The following is a 22,054-nucleotide window of genomic DNA, read 5'->3' on the forward strand; positions in this document are numbered from 1 at the left end:
CCATGGAACAGTATACAGTTCAGAAGGGTGACAGCCTGTGGAAAATCAGTCGTAAATTCGGAATTGATGTTAATGAACTGGCCAATATTAACGGTCTTCTCACTAAAGCAGAGCAGCATATTATCCAGCCCGGTCAGGTATTGAGTTTACCATCAAAAGACAAAGTTTATGATACTCAATTGACTTTGAGGATTTGCGATCTCGTCTGGCGCCCGCTTGGAGATGCAAAACTCAGACTCACTTTTGATGGTAAGACGTGTGATTATGTAACAGACAGCACTGGTGTTGTCGCTGGTCTGCTTATTGAAGACAGCACCAAAGGTATAAAGGTTGAACTGCAACATTTAAATAAAAAAGAATACATTCTGATTGCAGACCATAAAAAATTGCCGCTGGGAACGTTAAGTTTGCGGATATCATCCAGGGAAATGATAATAAAAGGGAGTACCAGAGTTAAACAAGGTACCCAACAATCGAGCAAACAACAGGAAAAAGAAAAGGCGAAACAGAGAAATGACTCATCTGCTTCCGGCCCATCAGAAAGTAGAACAGCGGAAAGCCCGACACCTTCTGTAAATCAAACCACGAGAACCGAAGGTGGTGCTCCCACCAGTGTGAGTAATATTGGTAATGTCAGTGAAGGGTTACGCCTTCCTCCAGAGGCAGAACAATATCGAGATTATATCATTGAAACAGCTAAAAAATATGAATTCCAGCCAGAGGGACTTTCTGCATTAATTTATGCAGAGTCAAGATGGAAAGCAAATGCGACCAATCCTACTGGTTCTGGAGCGGTAGGGTTAGGACAGTTTAAACCTGATACATGGCTATCCCTATGTGCAGAATCGGAGTCTAAAATATATCAGCTTATAACAGGAAAATATTCCTACCAGAAACTGGTCTATAAAAATAGAAAACTTTTTGGTGAATTGGTCGATGGAACTATAACGGAAATCGATAAAGATACTGTTTTATCTTTGCGGGTTAATGCAGAATACAGTATTGATATGATTGGATTGTATGATCGAAAAGGGATTGACTCACTTAGTTTAAAGTTATCAGCAGTTAGTGCTCTTGAATCAGATGAATTAGTTAAAATAGCTTACCTTGTTCATATGAATGGGGCATTTGGCGCATATGACATTATTATGAATGGGAAAGAAACTCCTGGAAAAGGCGAAAAAATCCCGACTAATATTGTTTTCTATAACCGACTAATTGGTAATTTAAAAGATAATGAGATGATAATTAGGTATTATTCTATTGATAGTACATGGAGGACCGCTTTTGTTGCATGGATGGTCAATTATTTCGATTCAATTATCGTACCTGATCATTACCGAATTGAACCGAAGATGAAAAATTACTCCACCAAAGATATTATTCAGAAACTTAATTCTACGTACATTCTAAATACGGATTTACCTCCAGTAACTATTACGAATTCGCAGCCAAGAAATACCCCATCTCCTTCTGTAAACGTTGAGGGGAATACATGGAGTAATCCACTTTCTGTTTGCCGGATTCGTACTCATGCTCTTCCTCGAGTCCGTAGTGCTACTTTTAAGGGATGGAGAACTCGCTCTAATGGACGTCGTTATCAACACCAGGGCTTGGATATAGAAGCTGCGCCAAATACACCAATATTTTCAGTAGCAGATGGTCGCATCGCTTTTATAATTGATCCTCCTCGTAGTGATTATGGCAGACAGTTGTGTATTATTGTTCAGATTGACGATCTTCCACTAGAGAAGGCGTTGCTTTGTAGATGTAATGATAGTGAAATTAGTGAGGTTTATTTTTTCTACGCCCATCTGTCTGCAATTCATTCTGGTTTAGAAAGGGGAGACCATGTACGTTGTGGTGAATTATTGGGAGAAACTGGTTGCACAGGTAATGCCAATGGAATGACCAGTATAGCTTTAGGTGCTCATCTCCATTTTGAAGTTAGAGTAAAAGAGAGACCTGGTCCTGGTATAGCAAACAGGCTTGATCCTGCTCCTTTCATCGATGGGTTTAATTATCCTTAATAAGAAAATGAGAAATGAGAATTTTTATTAAATATTCTTTCATGTCGCTTTTATTTTTAGAAGCGGCAAGCTTACAAATCTGTTATGCGTCAGATAACTCAGTATCCAGCGTCAACTCGGATACAAATTCCATGACATTCTCGGAGATTTTTTCAAGACAGGAACAACAACGTGTTGATGAGGAATATCGCGGTGATTATCGTAATTACAAAAATAAGCAAAATAATTTACCTGATTCTCAGAGGAGCAAAGTTTTTTCAAGTAATGAATATTGGTTGGTAAATAAAGAACAGGATCTATGGCTTGGCTTGTTTGATGGAAAAAATATCAAAGTGCCAGCAAACTATTACAAGGATATTCCTAATGGTGGGTATCATCAACAACGAATATTAAGAGTTAAAAGAAAGGGTAAAATTTCACAATTTTTATTGCAACGTGAAACTAATAATTACCCATCTAAATGTCTCAGTGTAATAAATAATATAGTTTTTGACTCTTCATTATATACATATTTTTACTCTGGATGTACTAGTTTTAGTTTTGAACCTAACTCAACCCGCCATAGCATATTATATGATATTTTACTATATGATAAAATATATGATGCGATAATTGTGCTTGATTCAATACCTTATTCAACTCCTGAAGATCTTAAATATATAAAAGAATCTTTGGTGTCAATAAATGGATACTATCGGTATGATGCGCTTGACGTTGCATTTAGAATAATCGCAAAAGATCAGATCGTTATTGTTGACCCTGACACAGGAAAAGCTTTACCTAAGGTACCAAAAACTGATGACAAAGGGAAAATCATCTTGATTAATGGAAAGCCAGTAATGGTTGATGACCCTGATGGCTATAATCCTGTCATTTTAAAAAGGCTTCCTGAAGTTACTATTTTTGATTAATATCTTTATCAATTATTTTGATTATCCATAGGATGGTAAATCATGAAATATTTTGTTTTGTTTTATTTTTTTGATATCAACACAATTTATCCATGCTAGCGATAGAAATGATGAGATACTCTTTTCCAAGAGTGACCCTGGAAATCTATTAGATCGAGATGCAAACGAAAGATATCATGATCAATTTATTGATTTTAAAACAACTCAAAACAATCTCCCAGATATAAAGAGAAATAAGTCTTTATTTTCCAATCAGTATTGGTTGGTAAATAAAAAACAGGACTTATGGATTGGGGTGTTTGATGGGGAATATGTAAAAATACCCGCAGGTACTTATGTTAATATTCCTGGTGAAACGTTATTTCCTGAAAGCATAATTCGAATAAAAAGAGGAGGTAAAATATCTCAATTTTTATTACTAAATAGTAATTGTACATATCCATCCGTTTGTGTCAATCGAAGAGATGGGATATTATTTGATGCTCATGATTATATGGTTTTTTATACTGGATGTGCCCGTGATGATAGATTAGCCTCTAAAAATTAAGCGTTTTTTATAATATACTATTTTACAGTAAGACATTTGATACAATATTGCGGCTTGATGAATTCCCTGATTCTGCATTGCAGGGCGAAAGTATCAATGTTTTCAAAACATCTATTGAAAAAGTTAAAGATTACTATATCGATTATAGTATCGAGTCGGCATTTAAGTTTACAGGTCCAGATCAGGTTATCGTTGTTGATGAAAAAACTGGAAAACCTCAGGAGAAGGTTCAGGAAACAGATGATAATGGAAATCCTGTCATGAAAAATGGTGAACCGGTTATGATTGATGATCCCGATGGATTCCAACCTGTCATTTTAAAAAGACTTCCTGAAGTTACTATTGCCAATTAATATATCAGACTGAATAGATTAGAATATGAAAAAAACTATTTGTGTAGGTGATAAAACATCTCATGGTGGATCTGTCTTAACGGGCTCATCTCAGATAATCATTGATGGTAAATCTGTGGCACGTAAGTCTGATCTGGTCTCATGTCCAACACACGGTGTAAATAGTATAAGTGAGGGAGATGAAAAACATTGCGATAACGGGTTAGCTGTTGCGTTAGAAGGGCACCGCTGTTCATGTGGCGCTATTCTTATTTCCGCCGGTTCGCGTGTTTTAAAGGAATGAACTTATGCCAGTAAATATTTTTGATATTCCTTCGGAAGAGAAAACATCCCAAAAAGCATTATCACTATGGGTTGAATTCGGAATTTGTGTTTGTATTATTGCTGTATATGTATGTGTTTTCTTGGTTTATTTTTCTGAGTATTTATCAAAAAATAATTATGTTTTCTGGTCTGAGTTATTGCTGGTGCCGCTACTCTTAAGCGGGGCTGTATTTTTCTTCAGAGTTATAATGTGGAATAATGAGAATATCGAAACAGTTTACTGGAATAAAACTCGCCTGGATTATTATCAGGAGTTGCTTCAAAAAGGAAGGGCCTATCTTGAGATCATTGAGTTACAGATCAGATTGCCTGATTTAAATGGAGATGTGACTAATATCATAGAGGGAGATTTATTGCCTGTTCGCTATGCACCAAAGTTTACGCATATGTCCAGATATCTTAGTTTTAATTCCCCAACAAATGAATTAAATAGCATTCATCAAATACAGGATAGAAACGCTATTTTATTTAATAAAATAATGGGATTTCTGATTAATGATATCCATATGCATATAACCCTTTTGCCTAAATATATTAGGGTAAAAGTGATATGCGCTCTTAATGATAATTTTAAACCTCTGATGGAAAATATTTGGCAAGAACGACTTGATAATATATATCCCGGGGAGAATATTGAGTTTAGTAGAAACTTATCTGAATCCATCGATAAATTGCTGGATAGCTCTTCTGATGAATATATAGTTCTTATTGCCGCCAGTTTTTATGGCGCAGAATTACTTGACGATGAAATCGACGATAAATCTGAATCTGTGATGTTTTTGTTGGGAAGACTGAGAAATGATGGCGAGACTGGTGGTCGCTCATCTTTAGGGGCTTTTTTTCGACCAGAATGTGATTGGGTAGGAATAGATAAATTGCTCCTTTGGGGAAGGGTTAATGAAGGGAGAAGGCTATCTGGTGTTATATATTCTGGGTTGAATGAAGAAGAGCTTAAAAAATTGGTGTTAAAAACAACAGATGTAATGTCGGAAAGTGCACTTTCGTCGTATATGTACGTTGATTCAGACAACTATTTATGTAAATGCCCACCTCTTACCGAGTTTTTGCAATTGAGTTATGTAAATGAGCATCTCCCCCCAGGACAGTATTTATTGGTAAATAAAAATAATGATGTTTTGAACTGTCATTTATTTAACTCAGTTGCAAGTGTTTAGAGGTTTATTATAACATGAAGAAAATCCTTATTAAATTTTCTGGCGTTTTTTTTGTCGTTATTATTACTGTTATTTTATTTCTAATATATTACCTATGGGGACCATCCCTGGGATGGATGGAACCAGCAGAAAAATTTCGGGTGCTCTGTACTATTTTCGCAGTTCCTGTTTTCCTCTCTTTGCTGCTAGTCAGTCGGTACTCACTTGTTGCGTTTGCATCAAGATTGCGTTTTTTCTGTAAATTAAATGATAAACAGAATACTCGGTCAAACAATAGTGCTCATTTGAAACAGGTAGACATAAGTAAAAAGATAATAAACGAAGTACAACAAGTTCTGCGACATACTTACGGTCATTTCTGGCATAGCAAAGTCCGCATCCTGCTGATGACCGGCTCAGTCAGTGATGTGGAACAACTGGCCCCAAAACTCACCAGGGAACTCTGGCAGGAAGACCGGGGGACTGTGCTGCTGTGGGGTGGCGATCCTGCGACTCCGGCCGATGCAGACTGGCTGGCTGCGTTGCGTAAACTGCGCCGCCGTGCGGTGGACGGAATGGTCTGGGTGACCTCAGCGCTGGACGGTATGCCGGCAACGGAAAACAGCGCAACCTCAGGTCTCACGCCAGATGCAATGGATAGCGTGTCTCATGCTTTAAAGCTTCGCTATGAGGCTCTGGGCTGGAAGCTGCCGCTGTACGTCTGGTCCCTGCATCCGCGCGCCGGAGAACAGGCCGGGCGCGTCACCCAGCCAGTGGGGTGCCTTTTGCCTGCGAATTGTTCACCGCAGACGCTCGCCGGACAGCTTACCGGGCTGATACCGCAGCTGACCGCGCAAGGCATACAGCAGGTCTGCGGTCAGCCACAGCACAATTTTTTACTCGCGCTGGCCGATCAGTTGACCCGTAAACCGGAAACGGTGACGGAGCCGTTATCGGTATTGCTTAATCCTTACCGCCCGCAGCCGCTGGCCGGAGTGGTGTTCAGCGCGCCGTCGGCGGAGGCCGGCCGCAGTATCAGCCATCACTGGGGCCGGGATAACCGCTGGGATATTCTGCCGGACAGGATGACGGAATTACCCGCAGGTCTACGTCCGCGCAAACAGGGAGTCAACTGGATGCGTGGGATGAGCGTGGCCGCCGCCGCCCTGATGTTACTCTGGGCCGCCTCAATGACAGTCTCTTTTATCGCCAACCGCCACCTGGTGGCGATCGCACAGGAGCAGGTGCGGCTGGCCTCAGCGGAGAAACAGCCGCTGGCCGTACGCTTGCATGCGCTCTCCGCGTTACAGAAAACGCTTTCTCAACTGGAATACCGCTCGCAGCACGGCGCGCCGTGGTACCTCCGCGCTGGCCTCAGTCAGAACGATGACCTGCTGGCGGCGCTGTTCCCGCACTACGGAGAGAGGGCGCAGCCGCTGCTGCGCGATGCGGCGGCGCATCATCTGGAAGAGCAGCTCACCGCCTTCGTGCAGCTGCCGCCGGACAGCCCACTGCGTGAGAAGATGACGAAGACCGCTTACGGACAACTGAAACAATATCTGATGTTGACCCGCCCGGAAAAAATGGACGCCGCGTGGTTCGCCACTACGCTAATGCAGGACTGGCCGCAGCGCTCAGGCATCGCCGACGCCGTCTGGCAGGGCAGCGGCCCTTCGCTGCTGGCATTTTATGCCGCCAGCCTGGCATCGCATCCGCAGTGGCGTCTGCCTGTCGATGACGGTCTGGTCAGCCAGGTGCGCACACGGTTAATTCGCCAACTGGGCCAGCGCAACAGTGAGTCCACGCTTTACCAGAAGATGCTCGCGCAGGTGGCGAATCAGTATGCCGATATGCGCCTGGCGGATATGACTGCCGACACCGATGCTTCGCGTCTGTTCAGCACTGATGAGGTGGTGCCGGGAATGTTTACCCGTCAGGCCTGGGAGCAGGCCGTGCAGCCGGCCATTGAGAAAGTGGTCGCGGAACGCCGCGATGAAATGGACTGGGTGCTGAGCGATACGAAGCAGACTGCCGCGCAGTCGACGTCGCCGGAAGCTCTGCGAGCCAGGCTGGCGGAGCGTTATTTCGCTGATTTCAGCGGCGCCTGGCTGGATTTCCTCAACAGTCTGCGCTGGCAGCGCGCGGCGAGCCTCTCCGATGCTATCGACCAGCTGACCCTGATGGCCGATGTGCGCCAGTCGCCGCTGGTGGCGCTGATGAACACCCTGAGCGTGCAGGGGCGAACCGGCCAGACCGGGGAAGCCATCGCCGATTCGCTGGTCAAATCGGCCAGGCAGCTGTTCAACCGTGATAACTCGCCCGTCATCGATCAACGGTCCGGCGCGCGCGGTCCTCTGGATGCCACCTTCGGGCCCGTACTGGCGCTGCTGGACAATCGCGACGGCGGGACACCCACCAGCCGTCTTAGCCTGCAGACCTTCCTGACCCGCGTCACCCAGGTGCGTCTGCGCCTGCAGCAGGTCACCAACGCCACCGATCCGCAGGCGATGACCCGGTTGCTTGCGCAGACGGTATTCCAGGGCAAGGCCGTGGATTTAACCGAAACGCGCGACTACGGCAGCCTGGTGGCGGCGGGGCTGGGCCAGGAGTGGAGTGGATTTGGGCAGACGCTGTTTGTTCGCCCGATGGAACAGGCCTGGCAGCAGGTGCTGACCCCGGCGGCGGAAAGCCTCAACGCCCAGTGGCGCAGCGCAGTGGTGGAGGACTGGAATAGCGCTTTTGGCGGTCGCTACCCCTTTAAAAATACCAGCAGTGAAGTCTCTCTGCCGCTGCTGGCAAAATACCTCAACAGCGAGACCGGGCGCATCGCCCGCTTTCTGCAGACCCGGCTGAACGGCGTGCTGCATAAAGAGGGAAGCCGCTGGATGGCGGACAGTATCAATGCTCAGGGGCTGACGTTTAACCCGGCCTTTCTGCAGGCGATGAATACCCTGAGCCATCTCTCCGACGTCGCGTTCGCCAACGGCGAAGCGGGATTGCATTTTGCGCTTCGCCCCGGCACGGCGGACGGCGTGATGCAGACGGAGCTGGTCATCGACAGTCAGAAACTTGTCTATATGAACCAGATGCCGGTCTGGCGGCGGTTCAGCTGGCCCGCTGACACCGAAGCGCCGGGCGCCAGTCTGAGCTGGGTCAGTACCCGGGCGGGCACCCGCCAGTATGGCGATTTCCCGGGCGCCTGGGGGTGGATCCGTCTGCTGGATAAGGCGGTGGTCAGCGCTTATCCCGGAACGAGCAGCAGCTGGAGCCTGAGCTGGAAAGCGCCGGATGGTCTGTTGCTGAACTACACGCTGCGTACCGAGGCGGGGGAAGGACCGCTGGCGCTGCTGGCGCTGCGAAACTTTACGCTACCGGAGACGATATTCAGCGTGCGCGCGTCTGCTGAACGTGTTCCGCTGACCGACGATATACCCGGCGAAGAGGGATACTGAACCTTCTCCCTCACTGATTGGCGTTAACCTGCAACGCCAGGCCTCCTTCGCTCATGGCCGCCCGACGGCCAACTAATCTGACCGCGCAGCCATGCTGCGTGTCTCCCTGTAGACGAATAATGGAATATTCATAATGGACGATTTAACCCTGCGATATTTTGATGCTGAAATGCGCTACCTGCGCGAGGCGGCAAAAGCGTTCGCGCAGGCTCACCCCGATCGGGCGGCGATGCTGGATCTCGATAAAGCCGGTACGCCGGACCCTTACGTTGAGCGCCTGTTTGAAGGCTTTGCCTTTTCCGTAGGTCGCTTGCGCGAAAAAATTGATGATGATCTGCCGGAGCTGACCGAGGGGCTGGTCAGCATGCTGTGGCCGCACTATTTGCGCACTATTCCATCGCTATCGATCGTGGCGCTGACCCCAACGCTGCCGGCGATGAAGATGGCGGAAACGGTGCCCGCCGGGTTTGAGATTAGCTCCCGCCCACTGGGGCCGAAAAATACCGTGTGCCGGTACCGAACCACCCGCGATCTGACGCTTAACCCGCTGGCGATAGATGAGGCGATGATGACGGCGGAGCCGGACGGGCGTTCGGCCCTGCGACTACGATTCGCCTGTAGCGAGCTGGCTGACTGGTCGCAGACCGATCTCCGCCGCCTGGCGCTGTACCTGGGGGAAGACGCCGTTACCGGCAGCGCCCTCCATCTGTGGCTGACCCGACGCCAGGCCGCGCTGTACCTGCGTCTGCCGGGTCAGACAGAGCGGGTAAGCCTCGACGGCTATTTTTCCCCGGGGGGATTCAGCGAGGAGGATCGTTTATGGCCGAAGGGGGAGAGCGCTTTCAGCGGCTATCAGCTGCTGCTCGAGTATTTCACCTTTCGCGAAAAATTTATGTTCGTGCAGCTAAATGGCCTGGAAAACATCACCCTGCCGGCGGGGATATCGCATTTCACGCTTGAGGTGGTGTTCAGCGAGGTCTGGCAAAGTGATTTACCCGTCAGCGCAAGCAGCCTGCGCCTGCACTGTGTGCCGGTGATTAACCTGTTTACCCTTGAGGCCGATCCGTTGACCATCAGCGGGCTGGAGAGCGAATACCTCCTGCGTCCGAAGCGCCTGCAGGACGGGCATACCGAAATCTATTCTGTCGACAGCGTGACCGGCTCCGGGCGCACCGGGGAGGCGCGCTATGTGCCTTTCACCCGCTTTCGTCACCAGGGCGGGATGATGCGTCGCCATGCTCCTGAGCGCTACTACCACACCCGCGTAAAACGGGGCGTAACCGGCATGCACGATACCTGGCTTATCCTCGGCGGACAGCAATGGGAGGCTGACCGGGAGCTGGCGCGGGAAACGGTCTCCTTGCGCATCACCGGCACTAACGGCCAGCTGCCGCGCCGGGCGCTACAGAGCACGCTGCTGGATCGCTGTGAGTCGATATCAGCCACGCCGCTTACCGTCCGCAATCTCTGCAGGCCCACGCTGCCGGCCTATCCCCCGGCGGAAGACCGCTACCACTGGCGGGTCATGAGCCATCTGGGCACCCGTTTTCTCAACATGATGAGCAGCGCCGAGGTGCTGCGCGGCACGCTGTCGCTCTACAACTGGCGGGAGGATGAGCTCAATAATCGCCGTCTGGACGCCATTCTGGCGGTCAGCCATCACCGAATTCAGCGTTTCGAGCAGGGCTTCCTGCTGCGCGGGCTGGATATCGAAGTGACGCTCGACGGTAGCGGATTTACCGGTGCGGGCGATGTCCACCTGTTTGGCGACATGCTCAACCGCTTTTTCGCACTGTATGCCGATATGAATCAGTTCAACCAGCTGACGCTCATTGTTCAACCTGAAGGGAAATGTATCCGGTGGAAAGAGAATCACAGTCTGCGCCTGCCCGGCTGATGGCGCAGCTCCGGCCTCAGTTGCCGTACATGAATTTTTACCGCTTCTGCCAGTTGCTGGAGAAGAACCATCCGAAGGCGCCGATCATCGGCAGCGGCTGGCTAGTAGGTGATGAACCCATACGCTTTCGCCCGCATCCGGGGATGGGCTTTCCGGCTGGCGAAATCCGTGGAATGGACGATCCTGAACCGCCCCGTCCGCCGGCGGTTCGCGTGACTTTTATGGGACTCTACGGCGTGGAATCCCCGCTGCCGACCCACTATAGCGATGACATTGCGCAACGGCGGGAAGGCGTCGAGGCCACCGAGGATTTCCTCGATATCTTTAACCATCGGCTGATCGCCCAGTATTACCGTATCTGGCGCAAATATTCCTACCCGGCAACCTTTCGGGCGGGCGGCACGGACAACATCTCGCAGTATCTGCTGGGCCTGGCGGGGCTGGGCATACCGGGATGTGCCGCCGTTGCCGCAGCGCCGCTGTCGCGATTTCTGGCGCTGCTGCCGGTGATGATGCTGCCGGGGAGATCCGGGGAAGGCATGGAGGCGCTGGTGGCGCTCCTGGCCCCGGGGACCCGGGCGACGGTGTACCACCACGATCCCTGCCGGATCCCCTTGTCGCAGCCGTTAACGATGAGCGTCCGTCAGCCGGTTAGCCTGCAACATAGGCCAGTGATGGGAATCCACGCCACGGATGTGAACGGTCAGGTATTGCTGCAGCTGGCCACGGAAAAGCCTGATGAGGTTCGCGGCTGGCTGCCCGGCGGCGAACTGTTCAGCGACCTGATGGCGCTTCTGCACGTCTGGCTCGGATCTCATCTTGACGTGCGGCTGCAGCTTTGCGTCGCCCGCCATTTACTGCCGGATGCGCAACTTTGCTGCCAGCAGGAGCATGCCGTCCAGCTCGGCCGTACCGCTGTGCTGCGTCCGCTGGATGCGCAGAAGCAGGCTGACGACAGAGTCACGATTTATCTGGGGCGCTATCAGCGCGTCCGGGAAAATATCCACCGCAGGGAGAGCGATGAAGATGGCGATTACCGCAGTTAAACCCTCCGCCAGGTTGCTGGCATTCCTCATGGTTACCGTCTTAACCGGCTGCGGCCTGACGCAGACCGTGAAAGACGGCGCCGTTTCCGTGACCCAGTCCATTTTTTACCCCCAGGTGAAAACCCTGCATCTGGATCTTCGCGCCCGGGAAGGCGTGAATAACAACGCCAAAGGCGCCTCCCTGGCGACGGTGGTGCGTATTTATCAGCTGAAGAACCGGCAAGCGTTCGACAATACTGACTACCCGTCGCTGTTTGCCGGCGATGGCCAGGCGCTGCAGGCGGACCGGGTGGCGGAAAAAGATGTTCGCCTGCGTCCGGGCGAATCGGTGACCGTCGATATGCCCATGGAAACCAGCGCGCAGTTTGTGGCGGTGGCGGCCATGTTTATCGATCCAGACCTGACGCAAAACAGCTGGCGGCTGGTACTCACCCGGGACGAACTTGATCCGGCGAGGCCGCGCATTATCGAAGCCAGCCAAAATCAACTGACGCTGCACCCGTTTAAGGAGAAGTGAAAATGCCTCGTCCCTCCCTGTATGACATCCTGTACGGCAATTTCGCCGGCGGGCTTGACCTGAATACTGTCAGCGAAACGGATCAGGTCATCCTGTCGGTGCTCGATAACATGCAGCGCATCCTCAACTGTCGGGCCGGAACGCTGGCGCATCTGCCGGACTACGGCCTGCCGGATATGACCGCTGTCCTCCAGGGGATGCCAGCGTCGGCGCATCAGCTGATGAGCACGTTGTCGGCGGTGTTGCTGAAATACGAACCGCGCCTGCAGCGGATCGCGGTGGTGATGCTCGATCAGCATGCGCCCGGCGAACTGCGCTATGCCATTGATGCGGAGCTGAAGGATATTGGCCTGGTGCGTTACGGCACGGAGTTTATGCCCGAGGGCAGGGTGTTGATCCGCCACCTCAAACGTCAGCAGTACCTTGACGCCCGCTCCGCCCTCTAATCTCTCGCTGAAAGACATCATGATGACAACACACCACGACCGTCACTATAAAGCCGGTGGCGACCCGCGCACGCTGGCTGATTTTATGGCCCTGCGTGCGGAAATGAACAAGCTCAGCCACCCGGCGCGGCCGGATATTAACTGGCCGTATGCCGAGCAGCTTGCCCGCGGGCTGTTGGAGCATCACGGCGCGGACCTGCAGACTGTCGCCTGGTATACCCTGGCCCGCGCCCGGCTGGGCGGGGTGGCAGGGATCAATGAGGGGCTGACGCTGATGGAGTCGCTGCTGGTTCGTCAGGGGAAAAACCTGTGGCCACAGGCGCTCCCGGCCCGGACAGAGATCTTCCGCACCCTGAGCAAGCGGCTGCGGCAGGTGATCCGTACCCTGAATCTTACCCCAGAGGATGTTGAGTCGCTTGAGCAGGCTGAACGTTCGCTGCAAAGCTTCGACGCAGTGCTCCAGCGCCTTGAGATCGCTCCTGAAAACCAGCTGAGCGACCTGCGGGCGCTACTGCACAGCACGGCAACTCGCTTCGAGAGCCTCGACCCTGCGCCAGCGCTTCCCACCGCGCCGCCGGTGGCGGTGTCTGACGCGGAACTTCCTGGCACTCTGGTCAGCGAAGAGGATGCGGCGAAGGTTGAGCCAGTGCCAGACCTAAAACGTAGACCAAAGGCTGAACCGCTGGCTCCGCCTTCACCTGCAAAGCGGCCCGCGCCGGTGGCGGCGTCTACTCCGGCAGCCGCGCCGCGCTGGAAGCCGTTTATCGCCGGAATGGTTACCATGCTGGCGGTAACGGGTATCGCCGTCGGCGGATGGCTGGCGCTGCGTCAGTCCGACTTGCCGCCCATTTCGGTCACCCAAAATGCCGGACCGATACCGGGCCTGCCGGCGACAACGCCCCCGGGGCCGGTTGATCTGCCACAGACGCAGCGCCAGCTTGGCGAGCTTGCCCGCCTGGCGCCGGACTGGGCGGTCAGCTACGGCGACCAGCTGGTCCACCAGGCCCTTATCCGCTGGCCGGATCAGGCGCAACCGCTGGCGCAGCAGTGGCGGCAGCAGCTGAGTGCTGGCGCATTGCCCGCGGAAAATCTTACCGGCTGGTCGGAGGGCATGCAGCAGCTGCAGCGGCTCGCCGACCAGCTCAATGCCCTCGACGAGCAGAAGGGGAAGTACCTGACGGTGAGCGAACTGAAAACCGCAGTATTTGCCATCACACAGTCGTTTAACCGCGCTGTTCCGCTGGAGGAGCAGCTGCGCCAGCTGGCCGCGCTTCCCGTTGATCAACCCTGGCCAGCCGCGCGGGGAAGCCTCGTGGAGCTGCATCTGCAACAGCTGATAGTGGAGTATGCCCTGCTGAAGCGAAAACAGCCGGCGTCGCCGACCGCTGCGCTCCCCGCAACCGGTGAGCCCTCGGTGAGTGAGGCGGTGAAATAAAGTGTGCGCATGGCAACATTTTCTTTACATCAATATTGCAAGAACCGAACGCCCTTCGTAGTCTGAAAATGATTTAAATATACCGTTTGTAGTTGTATTGAAAATTTTATTTCGATCTCTGAGGGCATACTATGAAGCACTGTAAAATCATCCTGTTAGTAGGCCTTCTGGCCAGTTCCGCTTCGGCATTAGCGGAGAAGATCGGCGTCTCAATGGCCTACTTCGATCAAAACTTTCTCACTATTATCCGCCAGTCCATTGAGAAAGAAGCTCAAGCCCGCCACGTCGACGTACAGTTTGAAGACGCCCGCGGCGACACCGGACGCCAGGCCGATCAGGTGCAGAGCTTCATTGCCTCCGGCGTGGACGCGATCATCGTCGACCCGGTGGACTCCGCCAGCACCCCGCAGCTGACGAAGATGGCGCAGCAGGCCAAAATGCCGCTGGTGTATGTGAACCGGACGCCGGGGGATAAAACGTTACCGCCCGGCGTGGTGTTTGTCGGTTCGGACGAGCGGGAGTCTGGCACATTGCAGATGGAGGCGCTGGCGAAGCTGGCGAACTACAAAGGCAACGTCGCCATCATGATCGGCAATCTCACCGACGCCGGCGCGCTGCAGCGCACCAAAGATGTGGAGCAGGTGGTGGCCAAGTATCCGGCAATGAAAGTGGTGCAGAAACAGCCGGCCAACTATTCCCGCAGCGAGGGAATGGATCTGATGCAGAACTGGACGGGCAACGGAGAAGCGATTGATATTGTGGCGGCGAACAACGATGAGATGGCGATTGGCGCGGCGATGGCGCTGGAGAAAAGCCAGAAGAAGCTGCTGATCGGCGGGATCGACGCCACCCCGGACGGGCTGAAAGCCCTGGCCAGCGATAAGATTCAGGTGACGGTTTTCCAGGACGCCGTCGGTCAGGGCAAAACGGCCTTAGCGGTAGCGCTGAAGCTGATTAAAGGAGAAAAGGTCGAGTCTCATGTCTGGATCCCGTTTGAGTTAGTGACCAAAGAAAACATGCAGACCTATGTGGAAAAGAGTCATTAACGGCAAGGCGCAGGTGCGCGAACCTGGCTGATAAAACCGGGCTGATAATGTGACGCCCGGGCAACTAAATCGGAGGAAAAGGCATGGCAACGGCAAGAAGCGGCTATACGCTGCAGGTGATAAAGGCAGGGCAGCAGGGGCATGTTGAAATGAGATGGGGGCATCTCGCAGACGTTGATACGCGCGCGGCGGCGGCGGCTATCATGCAGCATATCGGGCATTCTTCGTCCTCGCGGGGCCTGCAGGAGATCAGCCTGTCGCTGACCAATGCCGCCAGCGGTATCTCGGTGGAGCTTCATCACCCGGCCTCAGGGGAAAGCGCTACCCCGGCTTTTATTGAGGCTGAGTTAAAGAAAATTGTGCAGATCGTTGATGGCTACGAGGCGGCAGAAGATACCCATATTGTGGAGTAGCGTGTCGCCTGGGTAAAAAAAAATCCACGCCGCTGCGTGGATTTTTTTGCGCGGTGGCGGCGAAAACGCCAGCCAGTGGGATTAGACGTTGAACAGGAAGTTCATCACATCGCCATCTTTCACGATGTAGTCTTTACCTTCAGCACGCATTTTACCGGCTTCTTTCGCGCCCTGTTCGCCTTTGTAGGCAATGAAGTCTTCATAAGCGATGGTCTGCGCGCGGATAAAGCCTTTTTCGAAGTCGGTGTGGATCTTACCGGCTGCCTGCGGCGCGGTCGCTCCCACCGGGATGGTCCATGCGCGAACTTCTTTCACGCCCGCGGTGAAGTAGGTCTGCAGGTTCAGCAGAGCGTAACCGGCGCGGATCACGCGGTTCAGGCCCGGCTCTTCGAGGCCCAGCTCAGCCATGAACTCGTCACGCTCTTCATCGTCCAGCTCGGCGATGTCCGCTTCAACGGCGGCGCACACCGGCACCACCACAGACCCTTCCTGCTCGGCGATGGCGCGAACCTGATCGAGGTACGGGTTGTTCTCGAAACCGTCTTCATTGACGTTCGCGATGTACATGGTCGGCTTCAGGGTCAGGAAGCTCAGATAGCGGATGGCCTCTTTCTCTTCTTTGGTCAGATCCAGCGCACGCAGCATACCGGCGTTTTCCAGCTGCGGCAGGCATTTTTCCAGCGCGGCCAGCTCAACCTTCGCGTCTTTATCGCCGCCTTTGGCTTTTTTGGAGACGCGGTGAATCGCGCGTTCGCAGGTATCAAGGTCAGACAGCGCCAGTTCGGTGTTGATAACGTCAATATCTTCCGCCGGGTTCACTTTCCCCGCGACGTGAATAATATTATCGTTTTCAAAGCAGCGAACCACATGGCCGATGGCTTCGGTTTCACGGATGTTGGTCAGAAACTGGTTGCCAAGACCTTCACCTTTGGACGCGCCTTTCACCAGGCCCGCGATATCCACGAACTCCATGGTGGTCGGCAGGATGCGCTGCGGTTTGACGATTTCAGCCAGCTTGTCCAGACGCGGATCGGGCATCGGTACGACACCGGTGTTCGGCTCAATGGTACAGAAGGGGAAGTTGGCCGCTTCAATACCCGCTTTGGTGAGCGCATTGAACAGGGTGGATTTGCCGACGTTGGGCAAACCGACGATACCGCATTTGAATCCCATGATTTAAATCACCTTAATCTTTGGATAATCAATCTGTTACAAGGAACAGATTGCAGAAAATTGAATAGCTTTGCCTATTATACACGGTGCGCGGCAAAAATGCCGCACGACAACGGCTTATTGCGCCTTAAAGGCGTGCAAACGGTTGGTCGCTTTGGTCAGCCCGTCCTTTAACCAGATTTCGGTACAGCGCGCCGCTTCGTCGACAGCGTCATCGATCAGTTTCTGCTCGCTGGCCGGTGGTTTGCCAAGCACAAAGCCGACAACCTTGTTTTTGTCGCCCGGATGGCCGATTCCGACGCGTAAACGGTGAAAGTTCGGGTTATTGCCGAGCTTACTGATGATATCCTTCAGGCCATTGTGGCCGCCATGGCCACCGCCAAGCTTAAATTTCGCCACGCCCGGCGGTAAATCCAGCTCGTCATGGGCGACCAGAATTTCATCCGGGTTGATGCGATAAAAGGTCGCCATCGCGGCCACGGCTTTACCGCTGAGGTTCATAAAGGTAGTGGGGACCAGCAGGCGGACGTCCTCGCCCGCCAGGTTGATGCGCGAGGTGTAGCCGAAGAATTTGCTCTCTTCGCGCAGCGGCGCACGATGGCGATCCGCCAGTAAATCCACATACCAGGCGCCAGCGTTGTGCCGGGTGGCGGCATATTCCGCACCGGGGTTGGCCAGGCCGACAATTAGTTTAATGGTCACGTTTTCTATCCTGCAAGGGGCATTCTCTGCCGCGTAGTGTACTGTCTGCGGGCGCGCTTGACAAAATTCTGGCTATTAGACAATACCCGCATTGATGATTTACTCACTAAATCATTAGAATTTGATATGGTTCATAGACTTATTTGTAAATTTTTGTCTATTCGCTGTTCACTAATGTGATCGTGGACGCACTCCGCAGAAGAGACCTTGTCTATACTACACCTATAAGATTTGGGGACATTCCCTGGCAACCCAAAGTCCGGAGGTGACACATGAAACGCAAAAACGCTTCGTTACTCGGTAACGTACTCATGGGGTTAGGGTTGGTGGTGATGGTTGTGGGGGTAGGTTACTCCATTCTGAACCAGCTTCCGCAGCTTAACCTGCCACAATTCTTTGCGCATGGCGCAATCCTAAGCATCTTCGTTGGCGCAGTGCTCTGGCTGGCCGGTGCCCGTATTGGCGGCCACGAGCAGGTCAGCGACCGCTACTGGTGGGTGCGCCACTACGATAAACGCTGCCGTCGTAACCAGCATCGTCACAGCTAACCGTAGCATGATTTCCCGCATCGGCCGCTGAAGGCCGATGCGCTTTTCTGTGTCTCACTTTATCTCTTCCTCTTTTTCCCGCCATATTACGCCCCCATTCCGTCCTGGCCTTCGTGCTGCTATGGTTGCCAGCAAAAATGAATAGCAAGCGCGGTTTTTGCTTGACCCTGACGTTACGTCAGGCTGCAGAGTAGCGGACCTGGCCACAGAGAGGAGCAGTCATGTTAATTCAGGTGGGAGAGCTGGCGAAGCGTGCCGGACTGACGGTACGTACGCTGCATCATTATGAACAGACGGGGCTGTTAACGCCTTCGGCCAGAAGCGAGGCGGGCTATCGGCTCTATAACCTGTCCGCGGTTCAGCGCCTGCATATGATAAAGGCGCTGGCGCAGGCCGGGCTAACGCTCGCCACAATCAAGGACTATCTCGATCGGCAAACGCTGTCGCTGCCCGAGCTGCTGACGCAGCAGATAGATACGCTCAACGCCCAGCTGCGCGATGTTGGCAGGCTGCGCGACCGACTATTGGTGCTGCGCGAGGCGCTGGCGAGCGGCAATGAACCCGATCTGGAGTCCTGGCTACAGACGCTGGAGTTAATGAAAATGTACGATCGTTGGTTTAGTCAACAGGAGTTAGCCGTGCTGCCGTTTGCGGCACAGGATGAACAGAGGGCGCAGGCGTGGCGCGAGCTAACGGAGGAGGTGCAGACGCTGATGGCGAGCGGCTGCCCGACGGACAGTCCGCAGGCGATGCGTCTGGCGACGCGCTGGATGGAGCGCCTGGAGCAGGATACGGCCGGGCGTCCGGAGTTTCTGACCCGCCTGAACGAGATGCATGCCGCCGAGCCGCAGATGGTTGAACAGACCGGCGTCACGCCGGCAATCATCGCCTATATCACCGAGGCCTTTGCCGAAAGCAAACTGGCCATCTGGGCGCGGTACCTTGACGAAGAAGAGATGGCGTTCACCCGCAAGCACTATTTTGACCGGCTACAGGAGTGGCCTGCGCTGGTGGCGAAGCTGCATCAGGCGTGCCGGGAGGGCGTAGCGCCGGACTCGGCGTCGGGTCAGGCGCTGGCCCGGGCGTGGCTTGAACTGTTTCAGTCCTACGCCGGTACCCGGCCGCAGACGTTGCAGAAGTTTCGTCGGGCAATGGAGCAGGAGCCGCATTTGATGAAGGGCACCTGGATGACGCCGGCGGTGCTGAGCTGGCTGCAGCAGGCGACCGGATCCTTGATGCGGCAGGCGCAGGGACCTGCCGCCGGGTGATCACAGGTCAGCCAGCGCGGCCTGACGATCGGGGTAGAAGCTCAGGCGTCCGGGCAGCGGCTTGACGCCTGCGCGCGCTAGCGTGCGTAGCGGCTGAAACTCGAGGTTAGATACGCGCAATTCACAGCCTTCCGGCAGCTTGTTCACAAAGCGCTGGAAGGCATCCAGGCCACCGGCGTCGAGAACCGGCACCGCGTCCCATTTCAGCACCACGATGCGCTTGCCGGCGATCCGGGTCTCCAGATCGTTGAACAAGCCTTCGGCGGCGGCAAAGAACAGCGGCCCAATTACCCGCAGCACCAGCACATCGTCTGGCACCTCGACGTTGACCGGCGCCAGATGAGTCATGCGTGCGATACGGCGCATAAACAACAGCGAAGCCAGCACGATCCCGACGCTGATAGCGATCACCATGTCAAACAGCACCGTTAGCGACATGCACATCAGCATCACCACGATGTCGTCCTTCGGCGCGTGGCGCAGCAGATTGATGACTTTATGCGCCTCGCTCATATTCCATGCCACCATCAGCAGCAGGGCGGCCATCGCCGACAGTGGCAGCCAGGAGAGCAGTGGGGCGAGGATCAGCAGCGCCAGGATCACCAGCAGGGCGTGGATCACGGCGGCAACAGGCGATGTGGCGCCGGCGCGGACGTTCGCCGCCGAGCGGGCAATCGCCGCGGTGGCAGTGATCCCGCCGAAGAACGGCGCGACAATGTTGCCCAGCCCCTGGCCAATCAGCTCGCTATTGGCTTTGTGCTTGGTGCCGGTCATGCCATCAAGCACCACCGCGCACAGCAGAGATTCAATGGCGCCGAGCATCGCCATTGAGAAGGCGGCAGGCAGCAGAGCCTGCAGCGAGGCCCAGCTCAGGGTAAAGTTTGAGCCCGGCATATCCCAGGGCAATACCAGCTGCGGCAGCAGCTGCGGAATGCCATTGCCCTTAGTGCCGTCCGCCAGCTGATAATGGAACTGCGAGCCGATCGTCGCGACATCGCCGCCGAGCAAGTTGACCACCAGCATGACCGCGCAGCCGCCCAGCAGCGCCGGGAGGTGGCCCGGCAGGCGGATACCCAGCCGCGGCCAGAGGATCAGAATGCCAAGAGTAACGACGCCGATGGCGGCATCGCCAACGTTAATGGTCGGTAGGGCCATCGCCAGCGCCGCCACTTTCTGCAGATAATGCTCCGGCACATGGGGCATCTGCAGGCCGAGGAAATCTTTAATCTGCATGGTGCCGATGGTGATACCGATCCCCGAGGTGAAGCCGAGGGTGACTGACAGCGGGATATATTCGATCAGGCGGCCAAAGCGCGCCAGGCCGAAGAGGATTAAAAAGATCCCCGACATCAGCGTCGCCACCAGCAGTCCCGCCAGACCAAACTGCTGGGAAACCGGATAGAGGATCACCACAAAGGCGGCGGTCGGACCGGAAACGCTAAAGCGTGACCCGCCGGTCAAGGCGATCACAATCCCTGCCACCGCTGAGGTATAGAGGCCGTACTGCGGCGGCACACCGCTGCCAATCGCCAGCGCCATCGCCAGCGGAATCGCAATGATCCCGACGGTGATCCCGGCGATCAGGTCACGCGTGAAGCGGGCGGAGGTGTACTTTTCTTTCCAACAAGCGTCGATGAGGGCGCGGAAAGGCATCACATGTGAGGAAAATAATCTGTTCACAATAATGTTTCATCCATGAGCGCATCATCTGTCAACTAAATGGCAGGTGAAGGAGGCATTGATCATACAAATAAGGTGCGGAGACAAAAAAACCCGCCGCAGCGGGTTTTTGTGCTGGGCTCGATTAATGTTCGAACATAGCAGAGATAGATTCTTCATTGCTGATACGGCGAATAGCTTCAGCCAGCATACCGGAGAGCGTCAGAGTACGCACTTTATCCAGCGCTTTAATTTCTGGTGCCAGCGGAATGGTATCGCAGACGACAAATTCATCAATGACAGAGTTTTTGATGTTCTGGATAGCGTTGCCGGAGAAGATTGGGTGCGTCGCGTAAGCGAATACGCGTTTCGCGCCACGCTCTTTCAGCGCTTCTGCCGCTTTACACAGGGTGCCGCCGGTGTCGATCATATCGTCGACCATCACGCAGTCACGACCGGCAACGTCGCCGATGATGTGCATCACCTGGGAGACGTTGGCGCGAGGACGGCGCTTGTCGATGATAGCCATATCGGTATCATTCAGCAGTTTAGCGATAGCGCGGGCACGCACGACGCCGCCGATGTCCGGAGAAACCACAATCGGGTTGTCCAGGTTCAGCTGCAGCATATCTTCCAGCAGGATTGGGCTGCCGAACACGTTATCGACTGGCACATCGAAGAAGCCCTGGATCTGTTCTGCGTGCAGGTCAACGGTCAGCACGCGGTCAACGCCGACGCTGGACAGAAAATCCGCCACCACTTTCGCGGTGATTGGCACACGAGCAGAACGAACACGACGGTCCTGACGAGCATAACCGAAGTAAGGGATAACGGCGGTGATACGACCTGCCGAAGCACGACGCAGAGCATCAACCATAACAACCAGTTCCATCAGGTTGTCATTGGTGGGAGCACAAGTGGACTGGATGATGAAAATATCACCACCGCGTACGTTTTCATTGATTTGTACGCTGACTTCGCCGTCGCTAAAACGACCTACAGCGGCGTCGCCAAGAGAAGTGTACAGGCGGTTGGCAATACGTTGTGCTAGTTCCGGGGTGGCGTTACCAGCAAAAAGCTTCATATCAGGCACGAGAAGAACCTCAGGCATGCGTCCAGTGGTGGATGAATGG

General features: G+C 53.6%; 20 protein-coding genes. 16 read left to right on the plus strand and 4 right to left on the minus strand.

Annotation, left to right across the window (positions count from 1 at the left end; translation table 11 throughout):
- Positions 1-2: 2 nt before the first annotated feature.
- From AB1E37_RS09465 to AB1E37_RS09530, 14 genes are all read left to right on the plus strand, one after another.
- Positions 3-2,030, plus strand: a complete 2,028-nt coding sequence (locus AB1E37_RS09465; RefSeq protein WP_021440344.1) for a peptidoglycan DD-metalloendopeptidase family protein — start codon at positions 3-5, stop codon at positions 2,028-2,030.
- 14 nt (positions 2,031-2,044) lie between these two features.
- Positions 2,045-2,941, plus strand: coding sequence for a hypothetical protein (locus AB1E37_RS09470; RefSeq protein ID WP_153517862.1), 897 nt, complete (start codon positions 2,045-2,047; stop codon positions 2,939-2,941).
- A gap of 52 nt (positions 2,942-2,993) precedes the next feature.
- On the plus strand, positions 2,994-3,488 hold the full coding sequence (locus AB1E37_RS09475) for a hypothetical protein (protein ID WP_223340661.1): 495 nt from the start codon (positions 2,994-2,996) through the stop codon (positions 3,486-3,488).
- 47 nt (positions 3,489-3,535) lie between these two features.
- Complete coding sequence (locus AB1E37_RS09480; RefSeq protein WP_223340659.1) at positions 3,536-3,841, plus strand: hypothetical protein; 306 nt, start codon at positions 3,536-3,538, stop codon at positions 3,839-3,841.
- Between the two features lie 25 nt (positions 3,842-3,866).
- A complete protein-coding gene (locus tag AB1E37_RS09485; protein WP_004899008.1) occupies positions 3,867-4,124 on the plus strand; it encodes a PAAR domain-containing protein in 258 nt (85 codons plus the stop codon).
- Between the two features lie 4 nt (positions 4,125-4,128).
- Entirely contained in the window at positions 4,129-5,340 is a 1,212-nt protein-coding gene (locus AB1E37_RS09490; RefSeq protein WP_004899005.1) for a hypothetical protein, read from the plus strand.
- Between the two features lie 116 nt (positions 5,341-5,456).
- Entirely contained in the window at positions 5,457-8,771 is a 3,315-nt protein-coding gene (locus AB1E37_RS09495; protein WP_284302528.1) for an ImcF-related family protein, read from the plus strand.
- Positions 8,772-8,904: 133 nt separating this feature from the next.
- A complete protein-coding gene (gene tssF / locus AB1E37_RS09500; RefSeq protein WP_004898999.1) occupies positions 8,905-10,668 on the plus strand; it encodes a type VI secretion system baseplate subunit TssF in 1,764 nt (587 codons plus the stop codon).
- A gap of 29 nt (positions 10,669-10,697) precedes the next feature.
- Positions 10,698-11,714, plus strand: coding sequence for a type VI secretion system baseplate subunit TssG (gene tssG, locus AB1E37_RS09505; RefSeq protein ID WP_014599196.1), 1,017 nt, complete (start codon positions 10,698-10,700; stop codon positions 11,712-11,714).
- Positions 11,695-12,231 carry a type VI secretion system lipoprotein TssJ gene (gene tssJ, locus AB1E37_RS09510; protein WP_004898993.1) on the plus strand — a complete coding sequence of 179 codons (537 nt, stop codon included), beginning with the start codon at positions 11,695-11,697 and terminating at the stop codon, positions 12,229-12,231. Before tssG ends, tssJ begins: the two co-directional genes overlap by 20 nt.
- Before the next feature lie 2 nt (positions 12,232-12,233).
- Complete coding sequence (tssE, locus tag AB1E37_RS09515; RefSeq protein WP_004175538.1) at positions 12,234-12,677, plus strand: type VI secretion system baseplate subunit TssE; 444 nt, start codon at positions 12,234-12,236, stop codon at positions 12,675-12,677.
- Positions 12,678-12,696: 19 nt separating this feature from the next.
- Positions 12,697-14,112 (plus strand): VasL domain-containing protein, encoded by a 1,416-nt coding sequence (locus AB1E37_RS09520; protein ID WP_004898990.1) that lies wholly within the window; start codon positions 12,697-12,699, stop codon positions 14,110-14,112.
- A gap of 131 nt (positions 14,113-14,243) precedes the next feature.
- On the plus strand, positions 14,244-15,158 hold the full coding sequence (locus tag AB1E37_RS09525; RefSeq protein WP_002910453.1) for a sugar ABC transporter substrate-binding protein: 915 nt from the start codon (positions 14,244-14,246) through the stop codon (positions 15,156-15,158).
- An 83-nt stretch (positions 15,159-15,241) separates the two neighbouring features.
- Positions 15,242-15,571 (plus strand): DUF1869 domain-containing protein, encoded by a 330-nt coding sequence (locus tag AB1E37_RS09530; RefSeq protein ID WP_032447668.1) that lies wholly within the window; start codon positions 15,242-15,244, stop codon positions 15,569-15,571.
- 81 nt (positions 15,572-15,652) lie between these two features.
- Here the strand turns inward: AB1E37_RS09530 and ychF are convergent, their stop codons facing one another.
- Both ychF and pth read right to left on the minus strand, forming a co-directional pair.
- Positions 15,653-16,744, minus strand: coding sequence for a redox-regulated ATPase YchF (ychF, locus tag AB1E37_RS09535; RefSeq protein ID WP_002910443.1), 1,092 nt, complete (start codon positions 16,742-16,744; stop codon positions 15,653-15,655).
- Between the two features lie 117 nt (positions 16,745-16,861).
- Positions 16,862-17,446, minus strand: a complete 585-nt coding sequence (pth, locus tag AB1E37_RS09540; protein WP_004180389.1) for an aminoacyl-tRNA hydrolase — start codon at positions 17,444-17,446, stop codon at positions 16,862-16,864.
- A 272-nt stretch (positions 17,447-17,718) separates the two neighbouring features.
- On the opposite strand from pth, the gene ychH reads away from it, so the two are divergent.
- Together ychH and AB1E37_RS09550 are read left to right on the plus strand one after the other, a co-directional pair.
- Entirely contained in the window at positions 17,719-17,994 is a 276-nt protein-coding gene (gene ychH, locus AB1E37_RS09545) for a stress-induced protein YchH (RefSeq protein WP_002910437.1), read from the plus strand.
- A 221-nt stretch (positions 17,995-18,215) separates the two neighbouring features.
- Positions 18,216-19,262 (plus strand): MerR family transcriptional regulator, encoded by a 1,047-nt coding sequence (locus AB1E37_RS09550; protein WP_032447667.1) that lies wholly within the window; start codon positions 18,216-18,218, stop codon positions 19,260-19,262.
- On the opposite strand, the gene dauA is transcribed toward AB1E37_RS09550, so the two are convergent.
- Together dauA and prs are read right to left on the minus strand one after the other, a co-directional pair.
- The gene (gene dauA / locus AB1E37_RS09555) at positions 19,263-20,942 is read right to left on the minus strand and encodes a C4-dicarboxylic acid transporter DauA (protein WP_117116826.1); all 1,680 of its coding nucleotides are present in this window, start codon (positions 20,940-20,942) and stop codon (positions 19,263-19,265) included.
- A 124-nt stretch (positions 20,943-21,066) separates the two neighbouring features.
- A complete protein-coding gene (prs, locus tag AB1E37_RS09560; protein WP_002910407.1) occupies positions 21,067-22,014 on the minus strand; it encodes a ribose-phosphate diphosphokinase in 948 nt (315 codons plus the stop codon).
- Positions 22,015-22,054 lie beyond the last annotated feature (40 nt).

The sequence above is a fragment of the Klebsiella sp. Shm-1 genome, from assembly GCF_040804525.1.
Classification (GTDB): domain Bacteria; phylum Pseudomonadota; class Gammaproteobacteria; order Enterobacterales; family Enterobacteriaceae; genus Klebsiella; species Klebsiella pneumoniae.